The organism is Desulfoluna butyratoxydans (genome assembly GCF_900699765.1).
Lineage (GTDB): Bacteria > Desulfobacterota > Desulfobacteria > Desulfobacterales > Desulfolunaceae > Desulfoluna > Desulfoluna butyratoxydans.
Genome location: NZ_CAADHO010000007.1, coordinates 215,862 through 235,080 on the forward strand (window position 1 = coordinate 215,862; position 19,219 = coordinate 235,080).

The 19,219-nt window shown below is 58.9% G+C and carries 15 protein-coding genes; 3 read left to right on the top strand and 12 right to left on the bottom strand.

Translation table 11 applies throughout. The annotated features are described in order from the left end of the window. Positions 1–210: 210 nt before the first annotated feature. Positions 211–1,962, bottom strand: coding sequence for an ABC transporter ATP-binding protein (locus MSL71_RS18945; RefSeq protein ID WP_180143412.1), 1,752 nt, complete (start codon positions 1,960–1,962; stop codon positions 211–213). Between the two features lie 163 nt (positions 1,963–2,125). Between MSL71_RS18945 and MSL71_RS18950 the strand changes: the two genes are divergently transcribed. Then, the gene (locus tag MSL71_RS18950; protein ID WP_092212086.1) at positions 2,126–2,584 is read left to right on the top strand and encodes a metal-dependent transcriptional regulator; all 459 of its coding nucleotides are present in this window, start codon (positions 2,126–2,128) and stop codon (positions 2,582–2,584) included. Positions 2,585–3,012: 428 nt separating this feature from the next. On the opposite strand, the gene MSL71_RS18955 is transcribed toward MSL71_RS18950, so the two are convergent. The 11 genes from MSL71_RS18955 to MSL71_RS19005 form a co-directional block, all read right to left on the bottom strand. Continuing rightward, a complete protein-coding gene (locus tag MSL71_RS18955) occupies positions 3,013–3,510 on the bottom strand; it encodes a flavodoxin family protein (RefSeq protein WP_180143414.1) in 498 nt (165 codons plus the stop codon). 5 nt (positions 3,511–3,515) lie between these two features. Beyond that, a complete protein-coding gene (gene hutX, locus MSL71_RS18960; protein WP_180143416.1) occupies positions 3,516–4,040 on the bottom strand; it encodes a heme utilization cystosolic carrier protein HutX in 525 nt (174 codons plus the stop codon). Continuing rightward, complete coding sequence (locus MSL71_RS18965; protein WP_180143418.1) at positions 4,022–5,455, bottom strand: ABC transporter ATP-binding protein; 1,434 nt, start codon at positions 5,453–5,455, stop codon at positions 4,022–4,024. The genes hutX and MSL71_RS18965 overlap by 19 nt, the downstream gene beginning before the upstream one ends. Beyond that, entirely contained in the window at positions 5,452–6,231 is a 780-nt protein-coding gene (locus tag MSL71_RS18970; RefSeq protein WP_180143420.1) for an energy-coupling factor transporter transmembrane component T family protein, read from the bottom strand. The genes MSL71_RS18965 and MSL71_RS18970 overlap by 4 nt, the downstream gene beginning before the upstream one ends. Then, complete coding sequence (locus tag MSL71_RS18975; protein ID WP_180143422.1) at positions 6,209–6,748, bottom strand: MptD family putative ECF transporter S component; 540 nt, start codon at positions 6,746–6,748, stop codon at positions 6,209–6,211. Before MSL71_RS18975 ends, MSL71_RS18970 begins: the two co-directional genes overlap by 23 nt. Positions 6,749–6,807: 59 nt before the next feature. Beyond that, positions 6,808–8,913: a TonB-dependent receptor plug domain-containing protein gene (locus tag MSL71_RS18980; protein WP_180143424.1), complete on the bottom strand. Its 2,106-nt coding sequence runs from the start codon at positions 8,911–8,913 to the stop codon at positions 6,808–6,810. Beyond that, positions 8,910–10,286: a heme anaerobic degradation radical SAM methyltransferase ChuW/HutW gene (gene hutW, locus MSL71_RS18985; RefSeq protein ID WP_180143426.1), complete on the bottom strand. Its 1,377-nt coding sequence runs from the start codon at positions 10,284–10,286 to the stop codon at positions 8,910–8,912. Before hutW ends, MSL71_RS18980 begins: the two co-directional genes overlap by 4 nt. A gap of 492 nt (positions 10,287–10,778) precedes the next feature. After that, complete coding sequence (gene ahbD, locus MSL71_RS18990) at positions 10,779–11,903, bottom strand: heme b synthase (RefSeq protein ID WP_425484445.1); 1,125 nt, start codon at positions 11,901–11,903, stop codon at positions 10,779–10,781. A gap of 243 nt (positions 11,904–12,146) precedes the next feature. Next, on the bottom strand, positions 12,147–13,124 hold the full coding sequence (gene hemB, locus MSL71_RS18995) for a porphobilinogen synthase (RefSeq protein WP_180143428.1): 978 nt from the start codon (positions 13,122–13,124) through the stop codon (positions 12,147–12,149). Positions 13,125–13,283: 159 nt separating this feature from the next. After that, positions 13,284–14,471 (bottom strand): 12,18-didecarboxysiroheme deacetylase, encoded by a 1,188-nt coding sequence (gene ahbC, locus MSL71_RS19000; protein WP_180143430.1) that lies wholly within the window; start codon positions 14,469–14,471, stop codon positions 13,284–13,286. Between the two features lie 115 nt (positions 14,472–14,586). Further along, positions 14,587–16,374, bottom strand: coding sequence for an AAA family ATPase (locus MSL71_RS19005; protein WP_180143432.1), 1,788 nt, complete (start codon positions 16,372–16,374; stop codon positions 14,587–14,589). Between the two features lie 639 nt (positions 16,375–17,013). Here MSL71_RS19005 and MSL71_RS19010 point away from each other — a divergent pair. Both MSL71_RS19010 and MSL71_RS19015 read left to right on the top strand, forming a co-directional pair. Continuing rightward, positions 17,014–18,678 (top strand): response regulator, encoded by a 1,665-nt coding sequence (locus MSL71_RS19010; RefSeq protein WP_180143434.1) that lies wholly within the window; start codon positions 17,014–17,016, stop codon positions 18,676–18,678. Beyond that, positions 18,656–19,171 carry a hypothetical protein gene (locus MSL71_RS19015; protein ID WP_180143436.1) on the top strand — a complete coding sequence of 172 codons (516 nt, stop codon included), beginning with the start codon at positions 18,656–18,658 and terminating at the stop codon, positions 19,169–19,171. Before MSL71_RS19010 ends, MSL71_RS19015 begins: the two co-directional genes overlap by 23 nt. Positions 19,172–19,219: the final 48 nt, after the last annotated feature.

Consider the following 19,219-nt stretch of genomic DNA (forward strand, 5'->3'; position numbering starts at 1 on the left):
AAGAAATCGAGAAAAATCGACTGAGCCGGAGCGCCGCACTCCGGTGCGGCTTTTTTGGCCGTGGTTGCCCGTGCCGTACAGGAGTGCGGCGTTCCAGAGGATCATCCCTTAATCGCCAGGTTCCTGCGTAACACATGCTGACGGGTGGTAACATCTCTAAGTGGAAAAAAGGGGCTTTGTTCCCTGGGCCGTGGCACTGGTGGCCGGTTTTCAGCAGGGAGTCTCCTGAAGGGCCTGCCACAGGGTTTGGTAGACGCCCTCCTGGGACACCAGCTGGCGATGGGGCCCCTCCTGGACAATGCCCCCTTGGTCCATGACGAGGATTCGGTCGCATGACGTGAGGGTGGAGAGTCTGTGGGCAACGGCAATGATGATTCGGTTTTTCCGAAGGCCCATCAGGTTCGTGTGGATGATGCTCTCGGTTGCCGGGTCCACGGCCGAGGTGGCCTCATCGAGGATGAGCACCTCGGGGTCCCTGAGCAGGGCCCGTGCCAGGGAGAGACGCTGTTTCTGTCCCCCGGAAAGGGTGTCTCCCTGATCTCCCAGGATGGTGTGGAGCCCCTGGGGAAGGGCGCGGACCATCTCTTCGGCTCCGGCCTGCCGAAGGGCCTGTTGGATCTCCGCGTCTGTGGCTTCGGGGCTTCCCAGGCAGAGGTTGTCCAGGACCGTTCCGTGAAAGAGAAAGGGGTGCTGGGAGACGTAGCCCACATGTTTGCGAAAGCTGGCGGCGGCAAGTTCTTCCAGGTTCTGTCCATTGATGGCGATTTGGCCTGAATTTGGGCCGTAGAAGCGGAGCAGCAGCTTGATGAGGCTGCTTTTGCCTGCACCGGTGGGCCCTGCAATGCCAATGAATTCGCCTTTATTGATGGTAAAGGAGAGGTCGGAGAAGAGCTCCGGATGGTTGGGGTAGCGGAACCGGATCTTGTGGAAACGGACGGTCTCGGGGATGCCCTGAAGGTCCGTGGCGTCGGCCGGGTCCGCAAGGCGGGGTGTAACGAAAAGAAGCTCACGGACCCTTGTGGCCGCGGCTTTGGCCTGCTGAAGCTGGTTGATGAGAAAGGTAAGGGTAAAGATGGGAACTACAAGGCGCATGCCCATGAGGACGCAGGTTGTGTAGGCTCCGAGGCTGGGCCCGCCGGGCTGCTGCGTGAGCCAGCCACCTCCGCCGATGAGAAGGGCAAAGGAGAGCCCGGCGATGCCGTAGATGATCGGGATGAAGTTTCGCCTGGTTTTTGCCGCGGCCACCGCCGTGTCTCGATAGAAAGCGGACTCTTTTTTCAGGCGGTCCGTTTCTGCCTGCTCGGCGCAGTAGGCCCGGAGCACGGGAATGCCCTGGAGGCTGTTTTCAAGGGTCCCGGCAAAGCGGCCCACGGCCCGTCGTGATGTAAGGTACTGGGGCTGAACTCTGCGCGAAAAGAGACGCATGGCCAGAAAGGCCAAGGGGAGGGGAAAGGCCAGGATCAGGGCCAGCCGGGCGTCGAGCCAGAAAAGGTAGCCGTAGGTGCCCGCAAAGGAGATAACCACGCGCACCAGGTTGGCGATGGTCTCTGAGAAAAACACGTTGAGCACGTCCACGTCGTTGGTGACCACCGAGAGGAGGTCCCCCTTGCTGCGTGCCTCGATGAACTCGGTGTCCACGGCAAGGATCTTGGCAAAGAGCTTCATCCTGATGTCATGGCGGATGCACTGGGCCACGGCAGCCAAAAGGTAATCACTTGAGCTTTGAAAGATGGCCAGGCCGCCAAAGGCGCAGAAGACTGCCAGCCCGTATGCCAGAAAGCCGGTTGAGCCGTCGGGGCTCGACGTGATGTGATTGACCGCGTATCCTGCTATAATCATGGGTAGAAGGTCGCAGACGCGGGCAGCCGTGCTGCAGCCGATACCGACGGCAACACGGGTTCGATACATGGAGGCGTACCCGGCAAGAAGGCGCAGCCAGGGCGGAAGAGAGAAGAGGCGCATAACGTGAAAACCTGTGTGTCCTATGGTTCAAAAGGTTGGTCTCGGCAGGGGCGCCGGAGGCATCAATAAACTGAACCGTTATCTGTATTTTGATATTACATGTTGTCAAATGGTGGCGGATTGACTAATCACCATTGCGGAGTACCAACCCCAAGGAGAGATCATGATCACAAAAGAGACCCCGCTGACATCCACCCTCGAAGATTACCTTGCCGCCATTTTCAGACTGGTCCAGAAAAACGGGGACGCCCGCTCCAACGCCATCGCAGACGACCTGGGGGTCACCCGGTCCACCGTGACAACGGCCCTGAAATCCCTTGCCGCCCGTGAGCTGATCGAGTACAGGCCCTACAGCCCCATCACACTCACCCCCTCCGGCTGGGAGCTGGGCAAACGCATCGCCCACCGTAACGTGATCCTCCGCGACTTTTTCGGGCGCGTCCTGCAACTCCCCGACGAGGAGGCCGAGGCCACAGCATGTCGGGTGGAGCATGCCGTCACCGACGACGTGGTACTCCAGCTTGGCCGCTTTATCCTCTATTTAAAGGAGGCAGGCTGCGACATCGACACGTGGCAGGAAAAATTCACCCTGCCGGAAAATCACGCGTCCAAGTCTTCCTGAAGGATTTAAAAACAAGAAACGCCTCCGGCGGCAAGGTGTGCCACCTTTTGTTCGCTACCAGGCTCTGCCTGGGGGTGTCGGCTGCAAGGCTCTGCCTTGCCGGTGTGAAGCATCGCGTCATAATGGATAAAACGTGCAGAGTGAAGCGATTCCAATCGCGGAGGCAGAGCCTCCGTGCATCATTCCCAGGCGGAGCCTGGGAACGAAAGAACGTCCTTGAATCTGTCTTGACTTCACACGGAATAACTCCGGCGGGTCGCTTTTTGAATAAAGCTCCGCAAAAACGTTCCGGTCTCTTATTCATTAAGCCTAAAGCCGCCGGTAAACCAAGGTACTCGAATAAACCGAAATAGCACTTAAAACCTGTTTGTCAAACTTTTCAAAAGTTTGGCCCCCGGCAGGGCCTCCGGAGGCGTTTTTTTTGGTTTTTATCTCTTCAAGCACTCTCGAAAAAACGCTTTGGCCTGTTCAAAATCCTCTTTGTTGGGGTGTTTCTTCGCTTCTTCGATGCGCGCCTTGCGCTCGTCTGTCATGGGGTGGTGGTCTGAGGCCACCTTGGCCATCATCTCCAGCACCTTGGGGTCCACGCGGCCCTGGCAGAGAAATTGCCCTATCACCTCGTTTCCTTCCATGAGGGCTTCGGCCTTGGCCCGGCAGTCGTTTGCGTGTTCCGAGTCCGGGTAGGCCCCCAGGGTTCCGAAGAGTCCCACCTTTTTTCCTTTTATTTTCTCCATGAACGCCTTGGCCCTGGCATCTGGCATGCCTTTGTCCACCCAGTAGCCGATGGCGATGACATCGTAGTCGTCCACGGCGGGTGCCTCTTCAACGGGGGCCAGGGTGCAGGGCTCGGGAAATGCCTCTTTGACGGCTTCGGCAACGGCTCGGGTGTTTCCGGTTCGGGATGAATAGACGATGAGTGATTTCATGGTGTTTACTCCTTGCTGGTCAGTTGGTTGCGAAGGGCGTGGAACCCGGCTTTTACAGAAGGGATGAGGGTGCGTTTCTCCCTTCCTGCGTAGACGGCGAACATGTGGTCGCCGTTGGTGTCGTAGAACTGGACGGAGAGGCTCTCCAGGCCGAAGAAGGGTTTTTCGAGAAAGCAGATGGCCCCGAGTTTGTCCACTTTAAGGTGGCCGCCCAGGGGGTTCTCCCTATCCATGAGGTTGAAATACCCGTGGCCGTGGGTGCCCTTGGGGAGCTTTCCCTTTACCTCGATGACGGATGTGGGGCTCTGGCGGAGAAAGGTGACTTTTTCCCAGCCGGTCATGGCCTCCCAGACGGTGTTAAAGTGTGCGGCATCCACAAAGGTCGCCATGGGATTGGGGAGGGCCGAGACCACTGCCGCCTCGGAGATGTGGAGCTGGGCTGCCATCTGGCCGGGCATGGTGCTGGGGTTTTCGTCGATCATTTCCTGAATCCGGGCTTTGATGTCCGGGGTTACGCTGTCTTCAAACATGGTGAGGACTCCTGTTGGTCTTGTGAAAAGGGAAGGCGCAGGGCCACATCGCAGGCGAGGTGGAGAAGCTCCAGATCGTGGGTGATGACCACCACGCTGGTGCCGCTGTCTGCCGCATCGCGCATCATGGTTGCGATGCGCTCCATGTTGTGGCCGTCCAGCCCGCTGGTGGGCTCGTCCAAGATAAAAATATCCGGTTTTTGGGCCAGGCCGCAGGCAATGACCAGGCGCTGTTTTTCTCCACCGGAAAGGGACTGGGGGTGGCGATTGGCTAAAGGGGCGAGGCCGAAGCGGTCCAGAAAGGCGAGGAGCGTGTCGCGATTTTCTTTGCGGACCCGGTGGATGCCCGAAGCCATGGCCACCTCCTGGAGCACCGAGTTCATGTGGAGCTGGTGATCCGTGTTCTGAAGGACAATGCCCGCGTGGTTTAGCAGGTGTTTTTGTTTAATTTTGTCTCCGCCGATGGCGATCTTTCCGCTTTGGGGCTTGGTGAGGCCCGTGAGAAGCCGGGCAAGGGTGGTCTTCCCGGTGCCGTTGTCTCCGATGATCCCCGTGACTCCCTGGGGCAGGGCAAAGGATGCGTTGCTGTAGAGGGTGGGTCCGTTTCCATGGCCGAAGGTGAGCCCTTCGACCTCCAGGTGGCCGTTTTTCGGAAGGGGGGGGAGGGTCTGTCTGGTATCGGGGACATGATGTGCGCGCAGGCCGTAGCGGGCACGCAGTGCAGCGTCCCCCAGCATGTTAAATTCTCCCCGGGCAACGATTTTTCCATCGTCCATCACCACCACGTGATCGGCCACACCTTCCAGCCAGTAGAGTCGGTGGTCCACCACCAGCACGGCGATTTTCCTGTTTTTAAGATCGCGGATCAACCGGGCCAGGGCGTCGGTGCTCTCGGGGTCCAGGTTAGCCGAGGGTTCGTCCAGCACCACCATGGAGGGGGACAGGGAGAGGATGTCGGCCAGGGCCACTTTCTGTTTCTGGCCCTCGGAGAGCTCGTGGATGGAGGAGCCCAGGATGCGGGTGATGTTGAGCTGCTCAGCGGTTTGTTTCACAACCTCTTCGATCTCTTCCCGTGGCTTGCCGAGCCACTCATGGGCAAAGGCGATCTCGTCGTCCACGTTAAGGGCAAAGAACTGCATCTCCGGGTCCTGGAAGACGGTACCCACCTCAGCGGAGAGTTGGGCCAGGCTTTTCCCTGTGCTTGATACCCCGTTGAGACGGATTTCTCCTTCCAGTGTGCCCTGGAAGAAGTGCGGGCAGAGCCCGTTGACCAGGCGGATGAGGGTCGATTTTCCGCAGCCGCTGGCTCCCGTGACCAGGGTCACCTCGCCGGGTTTGACCGTAAGGGAGAGGTCCTGTACGGCGGGTGTCTTTTGGAACGGGTAGGTGTAGGTGACGTGTTGCAGTTCGATCATGGCATGAATCCTGTGGTGGCTGTTCCCCAGTGAAGCTGAATGTACGCACCGGTGAGAAGGATAAGGACAAGGCCGATAAACGCCACGGCATCTGCCCGGGAAAAGGCCTGGGTTTTGTAGCTCACCATGGTGTTGGTCCGGGAGACGCCCTTGAGCTCGGCGGCGATGCCCAGGTCGTCGGAGCTGCGCAGGGCCCGGAAGAGAATGGGGGCCACCAGGAGCCGGACGGAAAGGACCGGGTGCCGGACGATAAAAAGCGGCCTCAGGTTGTAGCCACGGATGCGCATGGATTCGTGGATCTGCTGCACGTCCCGGATAAAGGTGGGGACAAAACGGATCATCACCGCCGCCGGGATATAGATCCAGATGGGAAGCCGGAAGCTCTTCAGGGCCGTGAGAACCGTCTGGATACGTGAGGAGAGGGCCAGGGCCAGCACCGTATTGATCATGATGACCGTTCGCAGGAACGGCACCGCCATGGCACCGACCCCGGAGGCGGGAATCGTGGGGGCCATGCGGTGAATAAGGGCCATGAATCCCAGGGCCATCACCCACATGAGGCCGATGGCCATGTAGCAGACGGCCACGAGCCCATACCGGCCCAGCTCCAGCACGTAAAGGGCGCTTGCCAGGGCGAGGAAGCCCATGGCAAGGGGTGATTTGATAAAGATGACGGCCATCGAGGCCACCAGGCTGATGAGGATCTTGGTGCGGACGTCGAGCCTGTGGACATGGCTCCTCTCCTGCACGGCATCAGCTGCGAATAATGCACGCATGGCGCAGCTCCTTGACGAAAAAGGCACCGGAGAAGAGGCCCAGGAAGGCCCCGATATACCCGATACCGACAATGATGGCGGACATGATGACCATCTCCTGCTGCTCTCGCATGTAGAGCCAGGAAGCCCCCACGGAACTCACCTTGAAGACGATGTCGTAGAGCCCCACCCCGATGATGAGATTGGCGCTTCTGGCGTATCCTCCTAAGATCATGATGACGGCTTCGGCCACGATCCCTGCCAGGACCATGGCGGGGATGAGCACCAGGGAGCCGCCCATGAGCAAAAGGGAGACCAGGATGTTGACCAGGAGGAACAGGGTGAGTGCACCGAATTTCCGGACCTTGTAGAGAAGGACGATGGCCAGCGTGGTGAACAACAGGTTTTTGAGAATCAGGGTGATGGGGTTCATCCCTCCGCCCACAAGGGCCACCAGCAGGCTCGTCACCTTGGTGACGGCGGCAAAGATACCGATGGTCACGAGGTCCCGCATCTCCCAGTAGGGTGTTTTTTCCATGGGTGTCCTTAAAGCCTCCCGGCTTTTTGACAGAGCCGGGAGGTGGTGTTTGAAGGTTATCAGAAGGAGACGCCCACCCGGGCCACGGCGTGGAACCCGGCCTCTTCAAGGGTGTTGCGGGCCGTCTGGTACGACTCGTCCAACAGGTTGTTGAGGTTCAGGGAGACATGGTACTGCCGGTCTTTTCCGAACTCGCTGCCAAAGGCGATGTTGAGGGTCTGCCAGGAGCCTTTGGTTTTAATGTCCGTTTTTCCGGGGTTGTCCTCGTCTGTTTGTTCCAGCTCGGACTCCGTTGCCGCGCGCATCCAGAGATCGGCCCAGACGGTGGCAGGGCGGGTGGCGAGGTTTGTTTCGTAGCGCATGCCGAAGCGTCCGGAAAACTCGGGGGTGTCGGTTTTCCATGTGGAGAGCTCCTCGGTGTCGAATTTTCGTTTCATCCAGGCGCCCGAAAGGTACGGGGTCAGATGGAGCGGCCGGATGGCGTAATTAATGGAGGCTTCGACGCCGTGGGTTTCGGCCTTGTCCACGTTGTTGTAGATGTAGGTGTTACCGCTGATGAGGGTTGAGTGGATGTAATCATCGGCAATGTTGTAAAAGGCCGTGAGGTCCATGCCCCAGGTATTGGTGTCTAACCGAGCCCCGATTTCGTAGTTGATGGAGGTCTCTGGAGAGAGGTCGGGGTTGGCCAGGGTGGTGGTTTGGCCGCCGTGGTTGGTGCCTATGAAGAGCTTGTCAATGCCTGGGAACCGGTACCCCTGGGAGACGTTGCCTCTCAGGGTCAGGCCTTTGATACCGTTCCAGGTCAGGCCACCGCTGAAGACCGGGTGGCTGTCCCTGGTGCTCCCGATTTTGGCTTTGGGAGCGTTGCTTTCTTCCAACTCCGACTTCACCCAGGTCTGGCGGCCACCCAGGGTGAGGATAAAATCGCTGGGCAAGAGCCACTCATCCTGAAGGAAGAGGGCATGGGTCGTCATGTTGGCGTCGTTGGTGGTGGTGACGGGGTCCGTGGAAGGTCCGGGACGTCCCATGGGAGGCGGGGGAAGGATGCGTCCGCCCAGGTCATCAAAGTCCAGGGTGCTCTCGGCGTCCAGGGAATCGTGGGTATATGCATACCCGGCGATGAGGTAGTGGTTTGCCGCAGGCACGATGTCGACCTGGGCGGTGGCCCCGTATGTCTTCTGGTCATTATAGGTGTCGAGGGCCTGTTTGTAGGTGCCCATGGGTCCCATGTCGATCAGCATGCGCTGCTCGAACTCTTTTTCCGTTTTCTGGGTGTAGGCATCCAGATGGATATTGGCAATGGCGGTTGAGAGTTCTTTGATATCAAAGGTGACGCCTGCTTTTTTTCTGGACCATTCGGGAAGGTCCAGGTCAAAGGGGTACCCGTCTACCACCGTGGGCGGGGATTCGATCTCACTTGAGTAGCCCTCCACATTCAGTCCCATGGCCAGCTTGCCGGTTTCATAGCCTAAGAAGGCGCTCCCGGCGGTGGTTTCGGACCCGGAGTCTTCAAGGGTGCCGCTAGGTGTTTCCCGGTCACCCTGATCGGAGCGGGTTCCGTTGAGACGATAGGAGAAACCCTTTGCTCCTCCGTACAGGGCCAGGTTCTCCTGAAAACCGTCGGTGGAGGAGTTGTAGGTAAGGTTGGCAGATGCTTGAAGCGGTTTGTCTCCTCCCTTTTTAGTGATGATGTTGACGGCCCCGCCGATGGCTTCAGAACCGTAAAGAACCGAGGCCGGCCCCTTCATCACCTCAATGCGCTCAATCTGGTTGGGGTCGATGAGAAGGGGCGCTCCGTCCATGGATTTCTGTTCGGTGATCTTCTGGCCGTCAACCATGATGAGCACCCGCGACCCGGATTCGCCCCGGATGTTGATGCGCTTGGCCCCGGACAGGCTCTGGTCGTAGATCTCAACCCCCGGGACATCCTGGAGGATATCCGCGACGGAGGTGTAGCCGTGGCGGATGATCTCTTCTTCCGTGACCACGCTTAATGATGAGGGAATTTCGCTTAATTCTCGTTCGGTTCGGGTGGCCGTGACCTTCATCTCCGAGGTGGTCTCCACAGGCTCGGCAAAGGTGGAAACTGCGGTTCCCAGGATAAGAGATGCGCTCAAGGCACCGGTTATCAGGGGAGAACGCAAGGCTGAAAACAATCGCATCATGATTCCTCCGTAAAAATCGTGTCGTACAGGTAATTGATGGTTAGCTGTGCCATGGTGACCTGCCAGAACTGCCCGGCGGTCGTCAGGCTACACCATCCGTTTCGGTGGGTGAGGAGCCCGGCACGTTCCCACTGCTCGTAAAGGGTGCCCAGGGTTTCAGCCAGGGGGAGCCCGAACCGTTTCCCGAGGTCTCCGAGGTTGATCCTGCAGAGTTCAAGCTCACTGGTGATGGTCTTCTCAAGCTCGGCGTGGGCCGTCTGGCGCTGCATGGTGACAAGGGGCTTTCGTCCGTTGTCGAGCACTGATCTGCGCCATGCGTCATAATCCGTTTCAATGAAGAAAAAATGGCCGTGGGCGCTGCCTCCGGCACCGGGGCCGAAGGGCAGGCAGCAGGAGGGGCTTTTCATCATGTGGTTGTAGATGTTCCGCTCCCGTGGGGTGCGGCCCCAGTGGTTGACGGAGAGCCGGGTGTACTGGGCGTCGGCCATGAGTTCCGTGCCCCGGGCGTACATGTGCGCCCGGGTGGCCAGGTCCGCCCCCGGGGGGAAGCGTCCTTTGTCGATGGCTTTGCTCAAGGGGGTGCCGGGAAAGACCTTGAGCTGGTAAAGGTCCACGCCGTCGAGCCCCAGGCCCTGGAAGATGCGGATGTCCTCTTCCCACATCTCCATGGTCTGGTTGGGAAATCCGTAGATCAGGTCGATGATGACGGCGGCCTGGTCGTAGTCCCTCAGCCGTGCAAGGGAGGTGAGGACCGTCTCCCGGTCGGCCAGGCGGTGCATGGACTGCCGCAGCTCTGTGTCAAAGGTCTGGACCCCGATGGAGAATCGGTTGGCCCCGCCTTCAAGGCAAGCCTCCATTTTGTCCGGCCCGAAGTTCCAGATGCGCCCCTCAACGGTGAGTTCATAATCGTTTGCAAGGGGAAGGTTTTCCCGGATGGCATCAAGGATGCGCTTGAGATCCGGGGCTTCCAGGGAGGTGGGGGTGCCCCCGCCGATGTACACGGCATGGATGGGGGCGCTTGCCTGGAGGGGGCTCTCGGCCCCAGCTCGGAGTTCGGCGATGAGGGCATCCGCGTAGGCCCTGCTCTGGCCTTCGTCGTAGCGTTTTCGGTAGAAACCGCAGTAGAGGCAGTGGCTTTCACAGAACGGCACATGGATGTAGGCAGCGGTTTTGCCGTGCCGGGGTTTTTGCGTGAGTGACGCATAGGTGGCTGCAATTTCTTCCTCTGCCACGGGGGTTGCCTTGCCTCCGGGGTGGACGGTGGTGCTCGTTGAAAACGCATCGGTAAGGGGATTGCCGGTTTCGTTGGCGTGGTAGCTGTCGATGTCGGGCAGTGCGGTCCCGAACGGGGATGATTGGACAAGTGGTGTCATGGCGGGTTTCCCTGAAGGCTTCTTTGTGATTGCGAGTTAGAGTATTCAAACTTTTTGGAAGGGAGCCTACAGAGGATGTGAATGTCTGTCAAGAAGAAATTTGCGTCATTTGTAAAAATTTACGGCGAGACTAACATTTTGTGTAAAAAGGTTCACAGGTTGGTTTCATCACGTCTTGAACGGTTGACTCCTTTCGAGATGCCTCTTGTCTGTGGGGTGTACTCTGTGCACCATGTTCGGATACCAAGGGCGTTGGTGTTGCCGGGGGTATGGGGGATTGGGCGGTGACATTCTGGTGCACGGAGTACACCCAACGGTCCGTGGTATTTCGAGGTGTTCGGATTATTCAGCCGGGGTCGTGTTTCAGCTCTTTCGAGAGACCACCGTGGGGTGTGTCATAAACAAAAAACCCCGCACGCTAAGCGTGCAGGGTTTTTTATTTTGGGGGTACCTGGCGGCACTTGCAACCGGCAAGGACCTTTGTGTGGGACGCTATTTCTCCATGCGCGGCGGCTTGTAGCTGCAGAGGGGCTCTTCGGTGAGGTAGCTGCCCGTGGCCTCGAAGGCCCTGGCCCGGCACCCGCCGCAGACCCGCTTGTATTCGCAGGGGCCGCATTTGCCTTCCAGGAGGTCGTAGTCCCGGAGCTCTTTAAAAACCTTGGAGTTTTTCCAGATCTCGCCGAAGGATTGCTCCTTGACGTTTCCGCAGTCGGTGTGGAGGAATCCGCAGGGCTGCACCGTGCCGGTGTGGGAGACAAAGCAGAAGCCGATGCCGCCCAGGCAGCCACGGGTCACCGCGTCCAGGCCGTGGGTCTCGAAGGTGACCTTTTCGCCGTCCTCCTTGGCCCGCTGACGAAGGATCCGGTAGTAGTGGGGGGCGCAGGTGGCCTTGAGCTGGAGGGAGGTCTTGTTCCGCTGGTCGTAGAACCAGTTGAGGGTCTCCTCGTACTCTTTGGCGTTGATCTCGCTGTCGGCGATGTATTTCCCCCTGCCCGTGGGCACCAGAAGGAAGATGTGGTGGGCCACGGCCCCGATCTCCTCGGCCTTGGCCAGGATGTCCGGGATCTGGGAGAGGTTGTCCTTGGTGATGGTGGTGTTGATCTGGAATTCCAGGCCGGCCGCCTTGGCGTATTCCACTGCCTGCATGACGCTGTCGTAGGCGCCGTCCACGCCGCGGAATCCGTCGTGGAACTCCTTGGTGGCGCCGTCCAGGCTCAGGCTGATGCGCACAATGCCCGACTCCACCATCTTTTTGGCGTTTTCCGCGGTGACCAGGGTGCCGTTGGGGGCCATGGTCATGCGCATGCCGAGTTTGTTACCGTAAGCGGCGATGTCAAAGATGTCCTCGCGCATGAGGGGCTCGCCGCCGGTCAGGATGATGATGGGCTTGCTCACCTCGGCGATCTGGTCCAAAAGCCTGAAGGCGGCTTCGGTGTCCAGCTCCCCGGGGTAGGGGCCGTTTTCGGCTGCCGCGCGACAGTGCACGCAGGTCAGGTTGCAGCGCCGGGTTGTCTCCCACGCCACCAGCCTCAACTCAGCCTCTTTTTTTCCGTGCCCGCCGCCGTGGCCGTGGGGGGCTCCGTGCTTCATATGCTCATGCATCTTCGTCGTGTCCATGTCGTATCGTGCCTCCGGCGGGTCGCTTTTTGAAAAAAGCTCCGCAAAAACATTCCGGTTGCAACACCGAAGCCTCCCTGCCTTTCGGCAGGGAGACTTCGCTGTTGCGAAGTAAGCAAGTCTGATGCGCGCAGTGTACCGGCATAGGTAAACAGTCGGCATCGCGCGCGCTTAAGTCCTGTTTGTCAAACTTTTCAAAAGTTTGGCCCCCGGCAGGGCCGCCGGAGGCGCGTTTTCAGGCTTCTATTTCCCGCCAAGCTCCCGGGCGGCTTCCAGGGCGTGGTAGGTGAGGATGATGTCCGCGCCTGCCCGTTTGATGGAGGTAAGGGTCTCCATCATCACCTTGGTGCCGTCGATCCAGCCGAGCTGGTCCGCTGCCTTGATCATGGCGTATTCGCCGCTGACGTTGTAGGCGGCCATGGGCAGGTCCACCTCGTCCCTGACTTTGGAGATGACGTCCAGGTAGGAGAGGGCCGGTTTTACCATGATGATGTCCGCGCCTTCCTGCACGTCCATGGTGGCCTCCCGGATGCCTTCCAGAACGTTGGCCGGATCCATCTGGTAGGTGCGCCGGTCGCCGAAGGTGGGGGCGGAGTGGGCGGCGGCCCGGAAGGGACCGTAGTAGGCGGAGCAGTACTTTACGGCGTAGCTCATGATGGGGGTCTCGCCCATGTCTTCCTGATCCAGGGCGTCCCGGATTTCACCCACACGGCCGTCCATCATGTCCGAGGGGGCCACCATGTCGGCACCGGCCTTGGCGTGGGAGACGGCGATACGGGCAAGGAGATCGAGGCTCATGTCGTTGTCGATCTTTCCCTTTTCCACCACGCCGCAGTGGCCGTGGTCCGTGTACTGGCAGAGGCAGACGTCGGTGATGACGGTGAGCTCGGGGACCTTGTTCTTCACCTCGCGCACCGCCTTCTGGACGATGCCGTTTTTGGCGTAGGCCGAGGTGCCAAGGGGGTCTTTCTTGTCGGGGATGCCGAAGATCATCACCGCGGGGATCCCAAGGTCAGAGGCCTCTTTGGCAACCTTGACGAGGTTGTCCACGGAGAACTGGTAGTGTCCGGGCATGGAGTCGATGGGGTTTTTCACGCCTTTTCCGCCGATGGCGAAGAGGGGCAGGATCAGGTCGTCGACGGAGAGGGAGGTTTCGCGGATCATGCGGCGCAGGCTGGAAGACGCTCTCAGGCGCCGTCCTCGGTATTGGGGGAACAGCATCGGGTACTCCTTACAGTGAAGGCGAGGGCCGGTGGTCCGGCTTTTAAGGTGACGGCGGCTCACCGGAAGTGGCCGCCGCGTGCTTGCCGTCGCCTTCGACATGGGCTGCCGGTCCGGAGGCGGCAGGTGTATACCGCGTCTCTGACCGGGCCCTTATGGTTATTCGGTCAAGCCGATCTCTTCATCGGTTAAGTAGCATTCGGGATCCGGGGCCCAGACATCGCCGGTGGCGGCTTCGGCGCGGACGCGGAAGTTGCCGGCGCAGATATCGAGCCATTTGCACTTGGCGCACCTGCCGGTGACGTGCTTTTTCTTCTCTTTGAGTTTCAGGAGAAGATCGTCCTCGGGCTTGGTCCAGATTTCGGAGAAGGGGCGCTGGCGCACGTTGCCGAAGCTGTGGTGACGCCAGAACTGGTCGGCGTAGACGGAGCCGTCCCAGCTGACGCAGCCGATGCCGTGGCCGGAGCTGTTGCCTTCGTTCATCTGGAGAAGTTCCAGCACTTCCTTGGCGCGCTCGGGGTCTTCTTCGAGCATGCGCAGGTAGATGTGGGGACCGTCGGCATGGTTGTCCACGGTGAGGACTTCCTTGGGCTTGCCCGCGTCGTGGAGGCGCTTGGCTTCGGTGGCGATGAGGTCAACGGCTTTGCGGGTCTCTTCGTGGGAGAGCACCTCGTCGCCGATCTTGACGCCACGCCCGGCGTAGACCAGGTGGTAGAAGCAGATGCGGGGGATGTCCATCTCTTCGAGGAGTTTAAAAACCTCGGGGATGTCACGGACGTTCATGCGGTTCATGGTGAAGCGCAGGCCCACTTTGATGCCCGCCTCCTGGCAGTTGCGGATGCCCTCGAGGCTTGCCTGGAACGCACCTTTTTCTCCGCGGAAGTGGTCATGGGTGGCTTCCATGCCGTCCATGCTGATGCCCACGTAGGAGAGGCCGATGCGCTTGAGGTTCTGGGCCACCTCTTTTGTGATGAGGGTGCCGTTGGTGGAGATGACGGCGCGCATTCCTTTGGAGACGGCGTACTCGGCCAGCTCAGGCATGTCCTTGCGCATGAGGGGCTCGCCGCCGGAGAAGAGGATCACCGGGGCACCGAAGGCCGCCAGGTCGTCGATGAGGGCTTTACCCTCTTCGGTGGTCATTTCGTTGTCTTCGCCGGTTGCCTTGGCCTGGGCGTAACAGTGGATGCATTTGAGGTTGCATGCCCGGGTGCAGTTCCAGACCACCACAGGCTTTTTGTCTTTGGAAAACTGAAGCAGGTGGGAAGGAAGGCTCCCGGAATGGCGTCCGTAGCGCAGGGCGTCTGAGGGTTCCACGGTTCCGCAGTAGAGTTTGGATATTCCGATCATCTACGTATACTCTCCGGTTGTGACAGCAAAGGCCCTCAAAACGGGGCCTTTGTTGGTATCTCGTTTGAATGGTGTCGAATCCCAGGGCGAAACGAGGGCTGCCGACAGGGACTCGTTATGTCTTAGTGTTGTCGGGAAGGCGGATGGCGTCGGTTTTTCCCACGAGCTCCTCTTTGATGAGGTCGTCCAGGAAGGTTTCCGGCGACAACAGGGCCTCCCGTGTGATGAAGAAGTGAGTCTTGCCGGTTTTTTCCCGGATCAGGGAGAGACCGAGCTCGAAATCTCCGGTGATTTTTGCAAACAACTCGTCGAAGGTGGCCCCGGCCGTCAGGATCTGATCCATGAGGAAATCCACCGCCTCTTCATCAAACAGGACATGCATACCAAATTTCGAGAAAAAATTCACCTCAAGTTTTTTAACCTCTTCATAATGTGAATGAATTCTCTCAATGGCGCGTCCCGTGGAGATTCCGCTTGCGATACAGAGCGTTGACGCCAGGTCCGTTCGCCAGGGCGTCATGGGCAGCAGGTGGCCCACGGTGAGTTGATCCCAGTGGTTGGTGATGTACCCGGACAGGGATTCTGTTTCCAGGGCCTCCAGATGCCGGAAGCGGGCGGCCCATTCGTCGGCCATGGCAGGATCCGACAGAGACCGCAGGGTCTCCTCAGGCTCCAGGGCCGCTTCGATGGTGGCGGGGAACTCTTTCCGGCCCGTGGAGGGCAGGCGGGTCTCAAAGGGGAGGAGCACATCCTCCACCGCGCTCACGAGGCCTCGGGCCCCGGTGTTTTCAAGGTGGGCACGCCGCGCGATCTCCCGGAGAATCTCATCGTCGAACCGGATGCTGATGCCGTAGGATGAAAAATCGAGCTTTTTGCTCAGGATCACCGGGTTGTTGGGGTTTTTAAGGATCTCAAAGAGATCGTCCTCGGAGAGGGACTCCAGGGTGGTGCGTACGGGCAGGCGCCCCACAAATTCGGATTCGAAGCCGAACTCCACCAGGTCTTCGGTGCGCAGCTCGCGGAAGATGGCGTCGGTGTCCGCGTTGTCGTGGAGGGTGGCGCCGAAACCGATGCTTTTTTTACGGTTGCGCTTTTCGATGATTTCGGACAGGCCGTTGAAGGCGCCGCTCATGATAAAAAGGATGTTGCCGGTGTTGATCACCTGCTTTTCCAGGTTGCCGGTCTTCTGGTAGCGCTCCATCTCCTTGAGCATGGAGACGGGATCATGGGGGACCTTGAGTTCTACGTCGGTCTCTTCCATGGGCTTGAGGAGAGCCCGCTGGACACCGGTGCGGGAGATATCGGCTCCGACGAGGTTGGGTGAGGAGGCGATTTTGTCCACTTCGTCGATATAGACGATGCCGCATTCGGCCCGCTCAATGTCGTCGTCGGCTTCACGCACCAGGTCCCGGATCAGGTCCTCGACGTTGCCGCCCACGTAGCCTGCCTCTGTGAATTTGGTGGCGTCTCCCTTGACAAAGGGGACCCCGATCTTGTCGGCGATGAGCTTGATCATGTAGGTCTTGCCCACGCCGGTGGGGCCGATCATCAGGACGTTGTTTTTGATGCCCCCCACAATGCCGGAGGTCTTGCGTCCCTCGTCCCCCAAGTGGCGGATTCGATTGAAATGGGTGCAGATTTTTGTTGCCAGTACGGCTTTGGCCCTCTCCTGACGGATGATGAACTGGTCCAGATAGGCCACCAGGTCTTCAGGCTTCATGTCGAAGTCGAGTTGAAAACCCTTCTTCTCCGCTCTGACGCTCTTGCCTTCGGTTTTGTCCCGCTCGGGTTTCGAGAAGGGAGAGACGATCTTTACGTTTCCGCCAAACTTTTGATTGAGGAAATTACCGATCTCCTTTTCGAGTTCCTTGGGGTCGGGTATGTTTTCGTTATAATGGCTCATGGTCACTCCAATATAAACACGGGCTGGTGAATTGCAAGGGGGCGGCGCCGCGTAAGGGCCTCTGTTCTTGCTTTGCTGGAGTGCAATCCTGTGTAAAAACAGGAGTGAAGGGGCGCCTGCCTCTGTGCCCGAGTTTCAGCCCGGATATTTCACGCGTCGAGGGCATCCATCGATTAAGGCATCCGTGCTGCAGATGGTGTGGTTTACCCCCAGGCACTGAAAATTCAGAAGATGGAAGTACTTTGGACTACCTGGTTCTTGCTTTGGTAAGCGAACGTAATAACAGTTCTATTGTGCCTGGGCGGATCGCTTTGTTAGAAAATAGTCGGTCCGGGGGCGCATGGGGAGGTAAAAGAGGCAGGCAGGGGTGGTGCTGCCGGGACAGGTGTGTTAGAAACCCTCGTTGAACGTGTCGTGATAATCAAATGATCCGGCGGTGACAAGACAGGCCTGAATCCCGTGCAGAGCAGGGGAGGGAGTCGCCGTCGCAAGATGCAATATGCACGGGAAAATGCAGCTCCTTTTTCCCGGAACCCACCGTTTTGGCATAAAGATAAACCGATCGCGTGCCGATATGAGTAAACATAATGTGTGCACTGCGTGATAACCTCTTCCAGAAAAAGAGAAAAGGGGGTGGCATTGAACCGGGACTCTGACCGAACGGTTCTTGTAGTACATGGCGATGAACAGAGCCTGGCCCGTGCCCGGCGGCTCCTCGAATCAGAAGGCATCCATGTTGAAGAACAGGGGCCTGAAAGGGGTTCGTCCGATGATCGTGTACGATATGAAGAGTTGTTCAAGACAAGCCGCGACGGCATTTTGTTTACGGACTTGAACGGGCGCATCGAAGATGCCAACCCCGCGTTCCTCGACATGGTCGGATACCCCCTGGAGGAGGTGTGCGATCGCTTTGAGCAACAGATAACGCCGGAAAAGTGGCGCCTGCTGGAGTCACGCATCGTGGCTCCTGCTCTCCTTGCCAAGGGCGAATCCGGGGAGTACGAAAAGGAGTACATTAAAAAGGGTGGGAGCCGGGTGCCCACCCAGGTTCGAAGCTGGCTGTTGCGCAACACCCAGGGGGAACCTTTCAGAAAGCTGACCCTGGTCAGGGACACCTCGGCCCGCAAGTCCATGGAAGAGCAGCTCAGGCAGGCCCAGAAAATGGAAGCCCTGGGGACCCTTGCCGGGGGCATCGCCCATGACTTCAACAACGTGCTGGCCGCCATCCTTGGGTACATCGAGCTTGCCCGTTTTGATGTGGACGAGTCCAATCCGGCGCGAAAAAGCATCGACCAGATCTACAAAGCCTCCCAGCGCGCCAGAAACCTGGTGGGCCACATTCTCTCCTTCAGCAGGCAGACCGTCCATGAGAAGAAGCCGGTCTTCATGCAGCAGATTATCGGGGAATCCCTGGAACTCCTCCGGGCAAGCCTTCCCAGCACCATTGAGATCAAGCAGTCCATGACCTCCAAGGTCTATCCCATCGACGCAGATTCCACCCAGATTCACCAGATCCTCATGAACCTGTGCACCAACGCGGCCCATGCCATGGCCGACGGAGGGACCCTGTCCATTCTTTTGGACGTGGTCACCTTAAATGAGGTGGACGTGCATGAGTTCATCGAACTGGAGCCCGGTGCGTACATGAAGCTCTCGGTGGGAGACACGGGCTGCGGCATGAACCTTGAGGTGAAAAAACGCATTTTCGATCCCTATTTCACCACCAAGGGAAAGGGCCAGGGCACCGGCATGGGGCTCTCTGTTGTCCACGGCATCCTGAAGGTCCACGGCGGGGCGATTCGCGTGGAGAGCGAGGAGGGAGAGGGCAGCGTATTCCACCTTTACTTTCCGGTCTCCGAAGGACGTGCCGGTGAAGAACCCAAGGTTGCAGCAGGGCTTGCCCGCGGACAGGAGAACATCCTTTTTGTGGACGACGAGCCGGATCTGGCCGAGATGGTCGGGGCCATGTTGGAGCGCCTGGGGTATACGGTGACATCCGTTACGGACAGCCGGGAGGCCTTCGACCTTTTCTCCAAATCCCCAGAAGCCTTTGACCTGGTGGTGACGGACCTGACCATGCCCAAGATGACGGGTGTCGCCCTGGCCCGCAAGGTCAAAGCCCTGCGACCGGAGGTGCCGGTGATCATCTGCACCGGATACAGCGACAGCTTTTCGGCAGGGGAAGTCTCGGACGCGGGGATCGATTTTCTGCTCATGAAGCCCCTTGAAATCAGGGAGCTTTCCGCATCCATCCGCAATGCCCTTACAGGCAGGGGGACAGATGAAACCTTGTCATCTCATTAACGGATTGGTTTGTGCCCTGGGCCTGTTGCTGGCCTCGCGAAGCGCGGTTGCGGAGAGCTTTGACTTCCGCAGTGTGCGCTGGGGCATGAACCGTTTCGAGGTGATGGCCTCTGAAAAAATCGCCCCGAAACGCATGGGGCGGCACGAACTGCTGTATCGCGTCTCTTTGTTCAAGCGGCCTGCGCACCTGATGTATCGACTGGCCGGGGATCGCCTGGTGGGTGTGCGCTATGTTCTTCCGGTCAAGTTGTCGGATTCCCTTGATAAACTCGAGGAGCTGGTCTCCCTGAGGTACGGGGTGGCCAGCCGGGAGACCGGGAAAGAGGGGGCCCAGAGGGTCTGGACCGCTCAGGATCGGACCGTTCGCCTCTTTTTTCCCAAAAAAGGGCAGGCCGTTATCGATATTGTCTCCAGAGGGGCTTCCGCCGCCTCATCCGCAGAGCTGGCAAGCCTTCGCAGCTCTGCGCGTGATGCGGTGGTGAGTAGTCTGTAACACGAACGGTATTGACACCTTGTGAGGAAATTAGTAGTGCACAAAGGA